The following is a 15,619-nucleotide window of genomic DNA, read 5'->3' as shown; positions in this document are numbered from 1 at the left end:
CTTATAGGTACGCCATCGGCGGTTAGCGCAACGCCGGTCAAGACTGTAAGGGAGCGTGAGAACTTGTACCGTAAATCCCCCAGACGACGCCTCATCGGTCTCACATTCGTTCTCATCCTGTTCGTCGCCGTCTGCTCCGCCCCGATCCGTCATTTCGCATCCTTTCCCGAACAACTGCGGATGTTTGAGGGGCAAAGCAAAAAGCTCAATTACGCCATGCCGGTTCATGCCCAAGCGAGCGTCAATCCGATGGTGGCCAGCATCAATGGCCGAACGGACGCCTCATTTCCGGTCGATCTGAACCAGCCCTTATCCATTCACACGAAACAAAGCGGAACCACGGAACTGAAGCTTCGGCTTTTCGGTAAAATCCCCTTCAAGACGGTTAAGCTGCATGTATTGCCAGATTTGCACGTGATTCCGGGAGGTCAGACGATCGGTGTCAAAGTGAAAGCCGCGGGCATCATGGTCGTCGGGCATCATCAGGTCAAAACAGGTCCGGAAACGAGATCCTCACCCGGTGAAGATGCGAAGCTCAAGCTTGGAGACCTGATCGTTGAAATTAACGGGCAGCCGCTGAACGATGTCAGTAAAGTGGCACCTTTGGCCGACGCGGCCGGACAGCGTGGACATCCCCTGAAATTGCTCGTACAGCGCGGCAAGGAACGTTTTCGAACCGATTTGAAGCCGGTTTACGACCATGAAGACAAAGCGTGGCGCCTCGGCTTATATATCCGGGATTCCGCGGCGGGTGTCGGAACGCTGACTTTTTACGCGCCGGATCAGGGAGTGTACGGAGCCCTCGGACATATTATTACCGATATGGACACGCAAACCCCGATTGTTGTCGGAGGCGGTGAAATTTTGCACTCCAGCGTCACTTCGATTTCCAAAAGTCAGAACGGAGAACCTGGCGAGAAACGGGCAAGATTTATGGAAGGCCGCACACTGGGCAATGTAGAGCGGAATACCTCGTTCGGCATATTCGGTAAGATGAAGGAGATGCCCGCTCACTCGTTTCGTGCGGAGCCCGTCCCAGTGGCGTTCGCGGAAGAGGTCGAGGAAGGTCCGGCGGAGATGTGGACCGTTGTCGGAGGGCAGAAAGTCGAACGATTCGCCATTCGCATCGTGCACGTATCGAAACAGTCGGCGCCAGCAACGAAGGGACTGGTGATCAAGATCACCGACCCGAAACTGTTGGAGCGCACAGGCGGAATCGTCCAAGGAATGAGCGGAAGTCCGATTTTGCAAAAAGGGAAATTGGTCGGTGCGGTGACACACGTCTTCGTGAACGATCCAACGTCCGGATATGGCTGCTTCATCGAGTGGATGCTCAAGGACGCCGGAATCATCCTGAACCCTGAGCAAACGATATCTAAGGCGGTTTAACGCCTTAGATTTTGCTCATTTTCACGGTGGTCTAAATCCGAACATTTGTCGAAAATAAGTGAAAAATCACGCTAATTGACGTAAATTATTTATTATATGCGATTCGAACAAAAAAATAAAGAAAAAAATTTAATCCGGAAGGAATTTATTTCGGCAATGTCGAATTCGATTTAGCAGAGAAACGGTGAGCGTTCCTCGAGAAAATTTTCCCACTAGAAAGGGAGGACCTGACATTGCAACGGATCGAAGTTTTTCTTGCAGACGACAACCGAGAATTCACGAACCTTTTATCTGAGTATATCCAAGAACAGGATGATATGACGGTCATCGGAGTCGCTTATAACGGGGAAGAGGTCATACGTCAGCTCGAGGATTCCCGTCGTGTACCGGACGTCATGATCCTTGATATCATAATGCCGCATTTGGACGGCTTGGGCGTTCTCGAGAAGCTTCGGGACTTGAACTTGTCCCCGATGCCTAAGATCATCATGCTCACGGCGTTCGGCCAAGAAAACATCACGCAGCGCGCGGTTCAATTAGGTGCCTCCTATTACATACTGAAGCCGTTCGACATGGACGTGCTGGCGAACCGGATCCGACAGCTGGCCGGCGCAGCAGCACCGGCTTCCGTGTCGAGCTCCGTGAGCAACGGCGGCGGTATGCGCTCCAACAATGTGGTGGCCATCGGCAAACCGAAAAACTTGGACGCCAACATTACGAGCATCATCCACGAGATCGGTGTTCCTGCGCACATCAAGGGCTATCAGTACTTGCGCGAAGCGATCACGATGGTCTACAACAACATCGAGATCCTCGGCGCCATCACGAAGACTCTCTACCCAGCTATAGCTGAAAAGTTCAAAACGACTCCTTCCCGCGTCGAGCGCGCGATTCGCCATGCAATTGAAGTCGCCTGGACGCGCGGCAACATCGACAGCATCAGCCATCTGTTCGGCTACACGATCAACATCGCCAAGTCGAAGCCGACCAACAGCGAGTTTATCGCGATGGTGGCCGACAAGCTGCGCATCGAGCATAAGGTGAGCTAAACGGGCGACGTGTTAATGCACATTTACCAAGATTATTGCAGACTAAGATCGGGCGTATTTGCTCGATCTTTTTCCGTTTGTCGGCAGACAGAAGGAATTGTGGCAGTGGGGAGGCCTGACTACCGGGTAACATATAGACCGTGAAACTGCGCACCCTATCCCTTAACCTGGCAACCAGGAGGGAGACATAAAACCAATGGGATCTAAGCAGCAAGGACACGGAAGAAAGAACACCACAACGAGGACTTCGGACAAAAAAGGCAACTCATCCGGCAACAATCACTAACCAACACGAGGGGCGCCCCCAAGCGGGTGCCCTTTGGTTCATTTTTGGCTAGAAAATAAGGCCTTGCTGTAACGACATACTGCGAATTCGAACGTGAAGAAATTTTAATCCCTTTTTTACCTGCCTTTAAGGTACAGCGAGACCGGCGTTTGATATAGTGGACAAGTCGGTAGTCAATATGAGGAGGAAACCAGGGAATGAACGAAAATGATAACAAGCCGGTGGAACCGCAAAATGATGCGGGATTGCCGGAAAATCCGATAAACGAAGCAACAGAGGGAATGCGTCAAGCAGCTGCTGCCGCGGAGGCGGTGGAGCTGAAAAGCTTGCGCGCAGAACCGGAACGTAAATTCCCGCTCAACTGGCTGTGGATTGGCATAGCGCTGTTGGCTCTGGCTGCGCTCATTCTGGTCGTGGTGCTCAATCCCAAGAACACCGCCATGAACGAAGTCCTCGCCAAAATGGACGGGGCCACGATCACCAAAGCCGATTTGTACGACGACTTGTTGAAGCAGATGGGAGCTGAACAAGCCGGTTCGAGAGTGGACAATTTGATGGCCCTGAAGTTGATCGACCTTGAGGCGCAAAAGGTGAATGCAAAAGTGAGCGACGCGGACATTCAAGGCGAAATCGACAACTACAAGAAGGGGTTCCCTTCCGAGGATGAATTCAATTCCGCCTTGCAGCAAAGTAACATGACGCTGGATAACTTGAAAGAGCAAATTGCGATTCAAGTGAAGCTGCGGAAAATTTTCGAGCCCGAAATCAAGCCGACCGAAGATCAGTTGAAGAAATATTACGAGGACAACAAAGCCGACTTCGGCACAGCCGAGAAGGTCCGCGCTTCGCATATTTTGCTCGCGACTAAGGCGGAAGCGGATGCCGTGCTGGCCGAACTCAAGAAGGGTGCGGATTTCGCCACGCTCGCGAAGCAAAAATCTACCGATCCCGGGAGCAAGGACGACGGGGGCGACTTGAATTACTTCGGCCATGGCGAAATGAACGAACAGTTTGAGACGGCCGCGTTCAAGCTGAATGTGGGAGAAATCAGCGGTGTCGTCGAGTCGCCGAACGGTTTTCATATCATCAAACTGACCGATAAAAAACCGGCCGTGACACCTTCGTACGACCAAGTAAAGGAGCAAGTGAAAAACCGATATTTGGACGAACATCTGCAAAGTTTGATCGGCGATTGGCTGGACAAGCAGAAGAAAGCTTACCATTACGAAAACCTGCTTGCCCCCGCGTCCGCTCCGGCGCCGACCGCAGCCGCATCAGGCCAGTAAGAATGAACGCGCCCGCTGTCGCAATCCGTCATGATTTATAGATTTCATAAATTATTCGTTGACCGCGTCTGGATATTATTGTTTATAATGGAAGTACGACTGGCGTGACAATCGAATAAGCGGATGAAGGCAGCGGGAGAGATTACCGCTTGTAATCAGGTAACGCCGAAGGAGTAAGCCCTCGGGGTGAATCTCTCAGGCAAAAGGACCTCTGCCGGACGCAACTCTGGAGAGAATCCCGATATTCGGGATCACCAACGGGGAAACTTGCAGCCGAACAACGCCACGGCAGATGCAAGGCAACTCTCAGGTACCCAGGACAGAGCGAAAGGATCGAATACGCGCGTCCACGCGCGTGTATTCGGCTATCCTTTTGACCTGTCCTTTTTTTTGTTTCCTTCATCCAAGGTGAGAGGTGATCCGAGTGAGTCTGCAAAGAACGCCGCTGTTTCCTTACTATCAAGGTGAAGACATGCCGGCCGTACGCTGCATTGATTTCGGCGGCTGGGAAATGCCGGTGCAATTTTACAGCATTCAGCGTGAACATGATGCGGTTCGGAGCGGGGCGGGATTGTTCGACGTCTCCCATATGGGCGAGTTCGAAGTAACCGGACCGGTAGCCGAAGCTTTCCTGCAGCGAATGACCACCAACGATGTAAGCCGGCTGTTGCCCAATCAGGCGCAGTACACGCTTATGTGTTATCCGAATGGCGGAGTCGTGGACGATCTGTTGGTGTATAAGTTGTCGGAGGATCGTTTTCTGATTGTTGTAAACGCCTCCAATATCGCCAAAGATTTTGCATGGCTGCACGAACGGCTGCCGAAAGGCGTCACCTTGCGCGACCGGTCGGCGGATATGGCGCTGCTCGCGTTGCAGGGTCCGGCGGCGGAAAACATTTTGAGCCGCGTCACGGAGTCCGATTTGAAAAGGATTCAGCCTTTTCATTTTCAGGACGGTGTTCTCGTGTGCGGACGGAAAGCGCTGGTTTCCCGTACCGGATACACCGGGGAAGACGGATTCGAGATTTATTGCGAGGCGGCGGACGCGCCGGTTCTCTGGCAAGGTCTGCTGGCTGCCGGCGTCTCCGACGGGCTCATCCCCGCCGGTCTCGGAGCGCGGGATACGCTGCGGTTTGAAGCCCGGCTTCCTTTGTACGGGCAAGAGCTCTCGGACACGATTTCTCCTCTGGAAGCGGGACTCGGCATGTTCGTGAAACCGGGCAAAGGCGATTTTATCGGCCGGGATGCCTTGGTCGCCCAGAAAACCGCGGGACTGCAGCGAAAACTCGTCGGCATCGAAATGATCGATCGCGGCATTCCTCGCGCCCATTATACGGTGCATGCGGAAGACGGCCGTCAAATCGGAGAAGTGACCACCGGCACACAGTCTCCAACCCTGAAGCGGAATCTGGGATTGGCGCTGCTTGAGATTTCCCACACCGCGTTGCACACGGAAGTGTGGGTCGATATCAGAGGGAAAAAGCTCAAAGCCGAAGTGGTGCCGACGCCATTCTACAAACGGACGAAACCGAAAGATGAAGGAGCGGAAAACGGATGAAACACCGATATTTGCCGATGACCGACCGCGATCGCGCCGAAATGCTGGCAACCGTCGGCGTAAACTCCGTCGAAGAGCTGTTTGCGGATATTCCGGCTTCCGTGCGGTATAACGGCGTTTTGCCGATATCACCCGCACTCGACGAACCCGGCATGCTGAAGCATATGCGCCGCCTCTCCGACCGAAATGCCGATTCCGATCGCTTCACGAGTTTTCTCGGTGCAGGCATTTATGACCACCATATTCCCGTCGTGATTCAGCATGTCATCTCCCGATCGGAATTTTATACCGCCTACACCCCTTACCAGCCGGAAATCAGCCAGGGCGAGCTGCAGGCTATTTTCGAATTTCAATCCTATATTTGTGAACTGACCGGAATGAAGGTGGCGAACGCCAGTATGTACGACGGCGCCACCGCACTCGCGGAAGCCGCCGCGCTGGCACACGGGGCCACGAAGCGCAACAAGATCGTCATTAGCCGGACCGTTCATCCGGAAGCCCGGGAAATTGTGCGGACGACGGCGCGAGGCTTGGATTTGGAAGTGGTAGAGGTCGGCTTCCGTAACGGCGTCACGGATTTGCAACAGCTGGAGAACGCCGTCGACGATCAGACAGCCGCCGTACTCGTGCAGACGCCGAATTTCTTCGGATGCCTGGAAGATATCCGGGCGATCGAACCGCTGATTCACGCGCAAAAAGGACTGCTGGTCATGAGCGTGAATCCGATGTCGCTCGGACTGCTGGAGTCTCCCGGCAAGCTCGGAGCCGACGTGGTGGTCGGGGACGCCCAGCCGCTCGGCATTCCGACCTCCCTCGGTGGGCCGACGTGCGGTTTCTTCGCGGTATCGGAACCGCTCATGCGCAGAATTCCCGGCCGTATTGTCGGTCAGACGACGGACCGCGACGGCAAGAGAGGTTATGTGCTCACCCTCCAGGCGAGAGAACAGCACATCCGCCGGGAAAAAGCGACTTCGAACATTTGCTCGAACCAAGCGCTGCTTGCCCTGTGCGCATCGGTATATATGTCGGTGATGGGCAAATCCGGCATGCAGGAAGTGTCGCTGCAAAACATGCGCAAAGCGCATTATGCCGCAAGCCAATTCCCGGCCGGATCGCAGGCATTCTCGGCGCCGTTCTTTAATGAATTCGTCGTGAAATTACCTGCGAACGCCGACGTCAAAGCCGTCAACGCGAAGCTGCTCGAAGCCGGCTATATCGGCGGTTATGACTTGGGCGTCCACTACCCGGAACTGAAAGGCCATATGCTGGTTGCGGTTACGGAACGCAGAACGAAGAAAGAAATCGAAGAATTTGTCCGCGAATGGGAGGCATGTGCCGTATGAAGCCGGAAAAAGCGCTGATCTTCGAACTCAGTCAACCGGGCCGTGTGGCGTACTCGCTGCCGGAGTGCGACGTTCCGGATATCGAACCAGCCTCCGTCATTCCGCAAAGCATGCTTCGAGAGACACCGGCGTCGCTGCCTGAGGTGTATGAGGTGGATGTCATTCGTCACTACACCGAGCTGTCCCGGAGAAATTTCGGTATCGACAACGGGTTTTATCCGCTCGGCTCCTGCACGATGAAATACAATCCGAAAATTAACGAGGACGTCGCCCGGCTGCCCGGTTTCGCCAAAATCCATCCTTATCAGCCGGAAGAGAGCATTCAAGGCGCACTCGAGCTGCTATATACGCTTCAGAACGACTTGGCGGCCCTGTCCGGGATGGATCAGGTCACGTTGCAGCCAGCAGCGGGCGCGCATGGGGAATGGTCGGGATTGATGCTCATCCGGGCTTATCATGAAAGCCGCGGCGAGAAACGCACCAAGGTCATCGTGCCAGACTCCTCGCACGGAACGAACCCGGCGAGCGCGACCGTCGCCGGCTACGAAACGGTTACGATTCCGTCCAACGCCCGCGGATTGGTAGATCTGGATCAGCTGCGCGCGGCGGTCGGAAGCGACACGGCGGCGCTGATGCTGACGAATCCGAATACGCTGGGACTGTTCGAACAGCAGATCGAGGAAATCGCCCAAATCATTCACGATGCCGGCGGCTTGCTGTACTACGACGGAGCGAATTCGAACGCCATTATGGGCATTACCCGACCGGGCGACATGGGCTTCGACGTCGTGCATTTGAATTTGCACAAAACGATGAGCACGCCGCACGGAGGCGGAGGTCCGGGCGCCGGACCGGTCGGGGTGAAGAGCCGGCTGATCCCGTTCCTGCCGAAACCGGTCGTAGGCCGCAGAGAAGACGGAACCTACTATTGGGACACGGATCGTCCCGATTCGATCGGCCGCGTCAAAGCGTATTACGGAAACTTCGGCATTCTCGTGCGCGCCTATACTTATATTCGCACATACGGCCCCGAAGGTCTCCGGCAAGTGTCCGAAAATGCCGTTCTGAACGCCAACTACATGTTGAAGCGTCTGGCGCCGCATTTTGAAGTTCCGTACCCCGGCGTCTGCAAACATGAATTCGTGTTGTCGGGCAAACGGCTGAAGGAATACGGCGTGCGTACCCTTGACGTCGCCAAACGGCTGCTGGATTTCGGCTATCATCCGCCAACCGTTTACTTTCCGCTGAACGTAGAGGAATGTATCATGATCGAACCGACCGAAACGGAAAGCAAGGAGACGCTGGATGCTTTCATCGATACGATGATTCAAATCGCCCGGGAGGCGGAGTCCGATCCCCAGCTCGTGCTGAACGCGCCATATACGACAATTGTGAAGCGGCTGGACGAAGCGACGGCCGCCCGCAAGCCGGTGCTCAACTGCTCTTGCTGACTTGACCGTTACAAACGACTTTTTCGTGGTTTCATTTCCCATTCCAAGAAAAGAGGCGTAACCGATGAGCGAGGTAAGAGATCATTTGTTTTATAGCGAAGAACATGAGTGGGCGCTGCCCGCCGGAGGCCAAATCGTACGCGTAGGCATTACCGATCACGCGCAATGCCAGCTCGGCGACATCGTATTCGTCGAGCTGCCGGAGGTCGGATCCACCGTCGTGGCGGGCGACAGCGCCGGTTCGATCGAATCGGTCAAAACCGTATCCGAGCTTTACTCTCCGGTCAGCGGGAAAGTGGTCGGTGTGAACGACAAGCTGGTCGACGCCCCGGAAATCGTCAATACCTCCCCGTATGAAGACGGTTGGATTTTGGAAGTGGAGATCGACGGAAGCTTGGACGAAGCACTGAGCAAGCTGCTCACACCGGATCAGTACCGGGCCATCGCGGACTGACGTGGAGCAATATCCGGCAAACTGGCAAGCGCCCTTACCGCACGCAGCGTGAAGGGCGCTGTTCGTCGCATTTTGGGGTAAGGGTTAGCATAGAAGGCGTACGGATTGGAGACGGTCCGGAATATATTTCAAGAGTCAGGCGATCATCTCCGTTTTCATGAGACGCCTACCGCTGGGAGGAAGGTAATATGGCGAGCAAATCATTGGAAGCTTTTCTGGAGAAAAATATCGCCGAATTGAAAGCACAGGGTCTATATAACACGATTGAACCTTTAGAGAGCTCTAACGGACCTGTCATTCATATCAAGGGCAAAGAGTTTGTGAATCTTTCGTCCAACAACTATTTGGGGTTGTCGACCGATGCGAGACTTGAAAACGCGGCCATTCAGGCGACCCTCAAATTCGGTGCCGGAAGCGGGGCCGTACGCACCATTAACGGTACGCTGTCGCTGCATGATGAACTGGAGGAGAAGCTGGCCGCTTTCAAACATACGGAAGCCGCCATCTCGTACCAATCCGGCTTTAACTGCAACATGGCGGCGATTTCCGCGGTCATGGGAGACAAGGACGCCATTCTCTCGGACGAATTGAATCACGCGTCGATCATCGACGGGTGCCGGCTGACGAAGTCGGCGGTTATTCGCTACGCCCATTCGGATATGGACGATTTACGGCGCAAAGCTCGTGAGGCGAGAGAGTCGGGTAAATACGAAAAAATGATGGTAATCACGGACGGCGTGTTCTCGATGGATGGCGATATCGCCAAGCTGCCCGACATTGCGGAGATTGCCGAAACGTATGATCTCATCACTTACGTCGATGATGCGCATGGAACGGGTGTGCTCGGCGGCGGCGCAGGAACCGTGAAACATTTTAGCCTGTCGGACCGGATCGACTTTCAAATCGGCACGCTGTCGAAGGCGGTCGGCGTCGTCGGAGGTTACGTGGCGGGCAGACAAAGCTTGATTGACTGGCTGAAGGTGCGCAGCCGTCCGTTCTTGTTCTCTACGGCGGCGACTCCAGGGGCTGTGGCGGCATGTATCGCAGCAATCGAAGTGATCCAGAGCAGCCAAGAGCTGCAGGATCGGTTATGGGAGCATGCGGCTTATTTGCAAAAAGGATTGAAGCAGCTCGGATTTTCCGTCGGCCGTACGGAAACGCCGATTACCCCTTGCATCATCGGCGACGAGGAAACGACCCAGAAGTTCAGCCGCAGGCTGTATGAGGAAGGCGTTTACGCCAAAGCCATTGTTTTTCCGACTGTTCCGAAAGGCACCGGCCGTGTGCGCAACATGCCGACCGCCGCGCATACGACGGAGATGTTGGACCGGGCGCTGACGGCGTACGAAAAAGTGGGGCGCGAGCTCGGATTGATCGGCTAAGGGGCGGAGGCAGACGATGAAGAGAATTATGATCACAGGCGCGCTCGGTCAGATCGGTTCTGAGTTGACTGTTCGGCTGCGCCAAGTTTATGGAACGGACGCCGTCCTTGCGACGGATATTCGCCAAAATGACAGCGAAGCCGCGTTAGGCGGTCCGTTCCGGCTGCTCGACGTCTCGGACGCCGCCGCGTTCGGGGAGACGGTCAAGGAGTTCGGGGCCGACGCCGTTCTTCACCTTGCCGCGCTGTTGTCGGCCACTGCGGAATACAAGCCTCTCCTCGCCTGGAATCTGAACATGGGCGGGGTGCTCAACGCGCTGGAAGCTGCGAGAGAGCTGCGCTGCCAGCTTTTTACACCCAGCTCGATCGCGGCGTTCGGAACGGGTGCCCCGACAATCGCTACACCTCAAGACACGATTCAGCGGCCGCTGACGATGTATGGCATCAACAAGGTGTCGGGAGAGTTACTCTGCGACTACTATTTTCATAAATACAGCGTCGACACGCGGGGACTCCGCTTCCCGGGACTCATTTCTCATTCGGCTCCTCCGGGCGGCGGAACGACCGATTACGCGGTGGAAATGTACGAGGAAGCCGTTCGGACCGGCCGGTACACCTCCTATATCGACAAAGGAACGTTCCTCGACATGATGTATATGCCGGATGCGATCGAGGCGGTCATCCAACTGATGGAAGCCGACGCCTCACGGCTCAAGCATCGGAACGCCTTTAACGTCACGGCGATGAGCGTCGATCCGGAAACGATCGCGGCCAGCATCCGCGCGCATTTGCCGAATTTTGAACTGACCTATCGGATCGATCCCGTCCGTCAGGCGATTGCCGAAGGCTGGCCGGATGCCATCGATTCCACGGCCGCCCGCGAAGAGTGGAATTTCCGGCCGGTGTACGATTTGGACCGGATGACGGAAGACATGCTGGTTCACCTGCAAGCGAAAGCCGCTCCAGGCCAGCAAGTAAATTTCGGATGATGCAGGATCCGTTGAATGCGCGAGCGTTCGGCGGTTAGGTCTTCGATAAAAACGACTTCTATGTGCCGCGAGGACGACGAAGTCGTTTTTACTTTTTTCTAAAGAATACCTTAGGATTTGTGAAGATTGCGCCTGGCCCGGAGACAAAGCCGGGTCGATCGGGTAAAGTGGAGACAAGATCAAGCGGCAGGGAGAGGGACATCGGGTGGATCACCGTATTTTGATCGTGGACGACGACAAAGAAATCGCCGGTCTTGTGGCCATCTATTTGAAAAACGAAGGTTATGAAACCGAACTGGCGCATGACGGCCAAGAAGCGCTGGACAAGCTGGCGGCTTCTGAATTCCATCTCGTGGTGCTCGACGTCATGATGCCGCGAATGGACGGCTTAGAAGCATGCCGGCGTATACGGGAAAAAGCGGAAATTCCGATTCTCATGCTGAGCGCCAAGGCGGAGGACATGGATAAAATTTTGGGTCTGATGACGGGCGCAGACGATTACTTAGTCAAACCCTTTCATCCTCTGGAGCTGACGGCGAGGGTCAAATCGCTGCTTAGAAGGGCGTACCGATACAGCCCGGTTTCACCGGAATCGGCCGATGGGTCCGCCGTACTCAGGATCCATGGGCTGACGATTAATAAGGCCACTCACACCGCGGAGTTCGACGGGCGGACGATCAAGCTGACCTCGACGGAATTCGGGATTTTACATTTGCTCGCGGGCCATCCCGGCCGGGTGTTCAGTGCGGAAGATATTTTCCAGCAAGTGTGGAAAGAGAAATATTTCGAATCCAACAACACGGTGATGGTGCATATCAGCAAGCTTCGGGACAAGCTGGAGCAGGAAACAGGCAACAAGCTGATCACTACGGTTTGGGGGGTCGGCTACAAAATTGACGTCTAGCATCGCATGGAAATTGGTGCGGCGGTTGATCGGGCAAATTTTGCTGAGCATTGTGCTTGGCATTCTAAGCTTCGGACTGCTGATTGTCGTCCTGGAGCAGGTCTCTCAAGGCTTTTACGGTTTCCGGAGTATGGCACACAGTCTGCTTCGCACATTCGGTACGGTTCCTGTTTACGTGATGGGCAGCTTCTGTTTTTTTCTGCTGTTTATGGTGTTGTTGAACTGGCGCCGCTTCCGGTATATCCAGGAAATAAGCGAATCGGTGGAGCATATTGCCCAAGGAAATTTCAACGATGAAATACCAGTCCGGCAAAACAACGAAGTGAAGCTGCTCGCGGAAAATATGAACCTGCTGGTCGGCCGGCTCAAGTGGTCGATGGAGGAGGAGCGGAAAGCGGAACGATCCAAAAACGAGCTCGTTACGAACGTGTCGCACGATTTGCGTACGCCGCTGACCTCTATCATCGGATACTTGGGGCTGATCGATCAGGACCGGTACCGCGACGAAATCGAGCTCCGCCATTATGTGCAAATCGCTCACGCGAAGGCGCAGCGCCTCAATTCGCTGATTAACGATTTGTTTGAATACACGCGGATGAGCGGCGGCAACCTGCCTTTGCGAAACACACACGTCAATCTCGTCGAACTGATGAACCAGTTGCTTGAACATTATCGGCTGCCGCTTGAGGAGGCCGGCATGCAAGGACATCTGCATACGGATACTGGAGCGATCCGCGTATGGGCCGATCCCGACAAACTCGTGCGCATCTTCGAAAACTTGCTGGCGAATGCCATGACCTACGGACGGGATGGCGGCAAAGTCGACATCCGGCTGCGCGTCGAAGCCGGCCACGCAGTGTCGGAAGTGATCAACTATGGCGAACCGATTCCGGCAGGGGATCTTCCGTATTTGTTCGATCGGTTTTACCGGGTCGACAAATCCCGTACCGGCAACGAGCGCGGCTCCGGCCTCGGGCTGGCGATCGCGAAGGGTCTGGTCGAAAAACACGGAGGCTCGATTCGCGCGGCCAGCGACGACCGCTGTACGTTGTTCGAAGTCCGGTTTCCGTTGATGTCGGAGATTCGTCGAGAATAAGCAGCACAGAGCTGCAATGTACCGTGCAAACCCGGATGATTGAGCGGAATAAGTAGCAGCGTGCTACTATGCATCGAGCAAACCCAGCCGAACGAAGAGAATAAGTAGCAGCGTGCTACTATGCATCGAGCAAACCCAGCCGAACGAAGAGAATAAGTAGCAGCGTGCTACTATGCATCGAGCAAACCGAGCCGATCGAGGAGAATAAGTAGCAGCGTGCTACTACGCACCGAGTAAACCCAGCCAAACGAGGGAAATAGGTAGCAGAGAGCTACTACGTACCGTGCAAAACCATCCAATCGAGGGAAATAGGTAGCAGAGAGCTACTACGTACCGTTCAAACCCATCCGATCGAGGGAAATAGGTAGCAGAGAGCACTATGTGCCGTAAAACAAAGCTCTCGCTTTGCGGGTTTTTGGCGTTTAAGCGGGCCACACCCGCTTAAACCTACCGCCACCTCAGCTTCGGAGAGACTTAAGCGGGCCACACCCGCTTAAACCTACCGCCACCTCAGCTTCGGAGAGACTTAAGCGGGCCACACCCGCTTAAACATACTCTGCCATCTTACTGCCACTCCAAAAATTCCAATCGGTTGCCGAATGGGTCGTCCACATAGAACCGGTCGGCACCTTCCAAGGCGTCGTCGTCCTGGAGCCTCACGTCTTGCCCGAGCAAATGTTTGCGGAAATCCGCCAGGTTTTGCACGTGGAACGCCGGATGCGCTTTGCGCGCCGCGACAAAATCCTCCTGCACCCCGATATGCACCTGATGCGTGCCGCATTGAAACCATACGCCTCCGCGGACTCTCAGCGTTTCGGGCTTCGGAATCTCATCCATCCCCAGCGTTTCGCCGTAAAATTTTCTCGCTAGCTCTTCGGATCCTTTTGGTGCCGCCAACTGCACGTGATCGATTCCGAGAAACTGATAGAGCATCCCATCCACACCCCTCAAGGACGTTTATACGCCATCCCAAGAACGGCGTCATTTGTCTACTCGCATTATTACCTCGTTAGAACTCCTTCATCTCATATTAAGGAAATATTATGAAATGGTTGCGGTTCCCTTAAACAAACTCCTCTACACTGACAAACAGGAAAGCGAATGGTTGGAGGGAATGGAAAATGAAACGTGTATGGCTGCTGCTGCCGCTTATTATGCTTCTCGGCTGGACAACCGTACATTTTGCGAAAAAGGATGTAGGCGGAACGGCGGGTTTGCATATGGAGGCCGAATCCGCGGTGATGCTGGACGCCGGAACCGGCGAGTGGTTGTTCGTACATAACGGGGACGAACCGCTTCCGCCAGCCAGCATGTCCAAAATGATGACCGAGCTTATGGTACTGGATGCCGTACAAGCCCGTAAAATGAAATGGAGCGACGAAGTACGGATTAGTGAATATGCCGCCGGAGTGGCGGGAGCGGGAATGGGTTTGCAGGCCGGTCAAAAGGCGACTGTCCGCGAATTGTTCGAAGCGATGGCGATTCACTCCTGCAACGATGCGGCTGTGGCGTTGGCCGAGAAGATTGCGGGAACGGAAACTGCCTTCGTGAAACGCATGAACAAGAAAGCCCGGGACATCGGCTTGTCCCGCGGCACGCGGTTTGCGAATGCGACGGGCCTGTCGAGCGGTGATCTGAAAGGATTCGCCACGGCGGCAGCCGAAGAAGATACGGTCATGACGGCGAAGGATGTCGCGTTGCTGGCGGAACATTTGATCCGGTCCTATCCGGAAGTGCTCGACACGACGCGCAAGCCGGAAACATTGTGGAGAGGCTCTTCCACGGCCCTGCGCACGACGAATGAAATGCTGCCCGGACAACGATTCGGCACGAAAGGAAATGACGGGCTCAAAACGGGATACACGAAGCGTGCAGGCTACTGTTTTGCAGGAACAACGGAGCGCGGCGGCAGGCGTCTGATCACGGTGGTCATGGGCACGGCAACGCCGGAGGCAAGGTTCGAGGAGACGAAAAAGCTGCTGGATTACGGATGGAGGGTCAAAGCTTGAATCATGAGCGGATAGCGGAGCTGCGCGCTTTGGAAGCGGACTGTTACGGCGTGTGCTTCTACATGCTGCAGGAAGAAAAAAGCGCTCTGCAAGCGGCGCAGGCGGCTTTGGCCGATCTTTATCGGGATGGAGAGTTTTGGAGACTCCAGGTACAGGAGCGGGAGCGGCAGTTGTTTCGTGTTGCTGTATCACGGGCTCTGAAGCAATGCGGACAATGAAATAGCGCTTTTATATCCAGCTATTCTGTAAAATGTGCCAGGCTAAATAAATACATAAAACCGCGAGTGCAAAAAAGATAACAGAAGTTTGCAGATTTCTCCGCATCTTGATCCCATAAGCACAAAAGAAGATAGCCGCAGCTAACTTGGCAATACTTTGATAGAACGGATTGTCTGAAAAAATTGAACTGCTAAATAGGATGGAG

Annotated in this window: 14 protein-coding genes and 2 riboswitches; of the genes, 13 read left to right on the top strand and 1 reads right to left on the bottom strand. The window is 54.7% G+C overall.

What is annotated here, in order from left to right; genetic code table 11:
- Positions 1–63 precede the first annotated feature (63 nt).
- From spoIVB to E5161_RS03345, 11 genes are all read left to right on the top strand, one after another.
- Entirely contained in the window at positions 64–1,389 is a 1,326-nt protein-coding gene (gene spoIVB / locus E5161_RS03395) for a SpoIVB peptidase (protein WP_246042078.1), read from the top strand.
- A 233-nt stretch (positions 1,390–1,622) separates the two neighbouring features.
- Complete coding sequence (spo0A, locus tag E5161_RS03390) at positions 1,623–2,438, top strand: sporulation transcription factor Spo0A (protein ID WP_136776244.1); 816 nt, start codon at positions 1,623–1,625, stop codon at positions 2,436–2,438.
- A 483-nt stretch (positions 2,439–2,921) separates the two neighbouring features.
- Entirely contained in the window at positions 2,922–4,010 is a 1,089-nt protein-coding gene (locus E5161_RS03385; protein WP_136776243.1) for a peptidylprolyl isomerase, read from the top strand.
- A gap of 123 nt (positions 4,011–4,133) precedes the next feature.
- A riboswitch (glycine riboswitch) is annotated at positions 4,134–4,231 on the top strand.
- A 3-nt stretch (positions 4,232–4,234) separates the two neighbouring features.
- Positions 4,235–4,335: riboswitch (glycine riboswitch) on the top strand.
- Between the two features lie 99 nt (positions 4,336–4,434).
- Complete coding sequence (gcvT, locus tag E5161_RS03380; RefSeq protein WP_425456439.1) at positions 4,435–5,568, top strand: glycine cleavage system aminomethyltransferase GcvT; 1,134 nt, start codon at positions 4,435–4,437, stop codon at positions 5,566–5,568.
- Positions 5,565–6,911 (top strand): aminomethyl-transferring glycine dehydrogenase subunit GcvPA, encoded by a 1,347-nt coding sequence (gene gcvPA, locus E5161_RS03375; protein ID WP_136776242.1) that lies wholly within the window; start codon positions 5,565–5,567, stop codon positions 6,909–6,911. The genes gcvT and gcvPA overlap by 4 nt, the downstream gene beginning before the upstream one ends.
- Positions 6,908–8,362, top strand: coding sequence for an aminomethyl-transferring glycine dehydrogenase subunit GcvPB (gene gcvPB, locus E5161_RS03370; protein ID WP_136776241.1), 1,455 nt, complete (start codon positions 6,908–6,910; stop codon positions 8,360–8,362). Before gcvPA ends, gcvPB begins: the two co-directional genes overlap by 4 nt.
- 64 nt (positions 8,363–8,426) lie before the next feature.
- Entirely contained in the window at positions 8,427–8,816 is a 390-nt protein-coding gene (gcvH, locus tag E5161_RS03365) for a glycine cleavage system protein GcvH (protein ID WP_136776240.1), read from the top strand.
- Positions 8,817–9,004: 188 nt separating this feature from the next.
- The gene (locus tag E5161_RS03360) at positions 9,005–10,198 is read left to right on the top strand and encodes a glycine C-acetyltransferase (RefSeq protein ID WP_136776239.1); all 1,194 of its coding nucleotides are present in this window, start codon (positions 9,005–9,007) and stop codon (positions 10,196–10,198) included.
- Between the two features lie 16 nt (positions 10,199–10,214).
- Positions 10,215–11,186 (top strand): NAD-dependent epimerase/dehydratase family protein, encoded by a 972-nt coding sequence (locus E5161_RS03355; RefSeq protein ID WP_136776238.1) that lies wholly within the window; start codon positions 10,215–10,217, stop codon positions 11,184–11,186.
- A 205-nt stretch (positions 11,187–11,391) separates the two neighbouring features.
- Positions 11,392–12,090, top strand: coding sequence for a response regulator transcription factor (locus E5161_RS03350; RefSeq protein ID WP_136776237.1), 699 nt, complete (start codon positions 11,392–11,394; stop codon positions 12,088–12,090).
- Positions 12,080–13,186, top strand: coding sequence for a sensor histidine kinase (locus E5161_RS03345; RefSeq protein ID WP_246042077.1), 1,107 nt, complete (start codon positions 12,080–12,082; stop codon positions 13,184–13,186). The genes E5161_RS03350 and E5161_RS03345 overlap by 11 nt, the downstream gene beginning before the upstream one ends.
- A 564-nt stretch (positions 13,187–13,750) precedes the next feature.
- Here E5161_RS03345 and E5161_RS03340 read toward each other — a convergent pair.
- Positions 13,751–14,119, bottom strand: coding sequence for a VOC family protein (locus tag E5161_RS03340; protein ID WP_136776236.1), 369 nt, complete (start codon positions 14,117–14,119; stop codon positions 13,751–13,753).
- Between the two features lie 188 nt (positions 14,120–14,307).
- Here E5161_RS03340 and E5161_RS03335 point away from each other — a divergent pair, with 188 nt between their 5' ends.
- Positions 14,308–15,195: a D-alanyl-D-alanine carboxypeptidase family protein gene (locus E5161_RS03335; RefSeq protein WP_246042076.1), complete on the top strand. Its 888-nt coding sequence runs from the start codon at positions 14,308–14,310 to the stop codon at positions 15,193–15,195.
- Positions 15,192–15,413 (top strand): hypothetical protein, encoded by a 222-nt coding sequence (locus E5161_RS03330; RefSeq protein WP_136776235.1) that lies wholly within the window; start codon positions 15,192–15,194, stop codon positions 15,411–15,413. The genes E5161_RS03335 and E5161_RS03330 overlap by 4 nt, the downstream gene beginning before the upstream one ends.
- Positions 15,414–15,619: the final 206 nt, after the last annotated feature.

The sequence above is a fragment of the Cohnella pontilimi genome, assembly GCF_005049045.1.
In the GTDB taxonomy this organism is placed as follows: domain Bacteria; phylum Bacillota; class Bacilli; order Paenibacillales; family Paenibacillaceae; genus Cohnella; species Cohnella pontilimi.
This window is presented reverse-complemented; position numbering and strand designations above follow the sequence as displayed.

What these genes read in the sequence shown, in the direction of transcription:
- E5161_RS03355 (WP_136776238.1), top strand. Translation starts at nt 10,215, where the DNA reads ATGAAGAGAATTATGATCACAGGCGCGCTCGGTCAGATCGGTTCTGAG.
- E5161_RS03360 (WP_136776239.1), top strand. Translation starts at nt 9,005, where the DNA reads ATGGCGAGCAAATCATTGGAAGCTTTTCTGGAGAAAAATATCGCCGAA.
- gcvPA (WP_136776242.1), top strand. Translation starts at nt 5,565, where the DNA reads ATGAAACACCGATATTTGCCGATGACCGACCGCGATCGCGCCGAAATG.
- gcvH (WP_136776240.1), top strand. Translation starts at nt 8,427, where the DNA reads ATGAGCGAGGTAAGAGATCATTTGTTTTATAGCGAAGAACATGAGTGG.
- E5161_RS03335 (WP_246042076.1), top strand. Translation starts at nt 14,308, where the DNA reads ATGAAACGTGTATGGCTGCTGCTGCCGCTTATTATGCTTCTCGGCTGG.
- E5161_RS03385 (WP_136776243.1), top strand. Translation starts at nt 2,922, where the DNA reads ATGAACGAAAATGATAACAAGCCGGTGGAACCGCAAAATGATGCGGGA.
- E5161_RS03340 (WP_136776236.1), bottom strand. Translation starts at nt 14,119, where the DNA reads ATGCTCTATCAGTTTCTCGGAATCGATCACGTGCAGTTGGCGGCACCA.
- gcvPB (WP_136776241.1), top strand. Translation starts at nt 6,908, where the DNA reads ATGAAGCCGGAAAAAGCGCTGATCTTCGAACTCAGTCAACCGGGCCGT.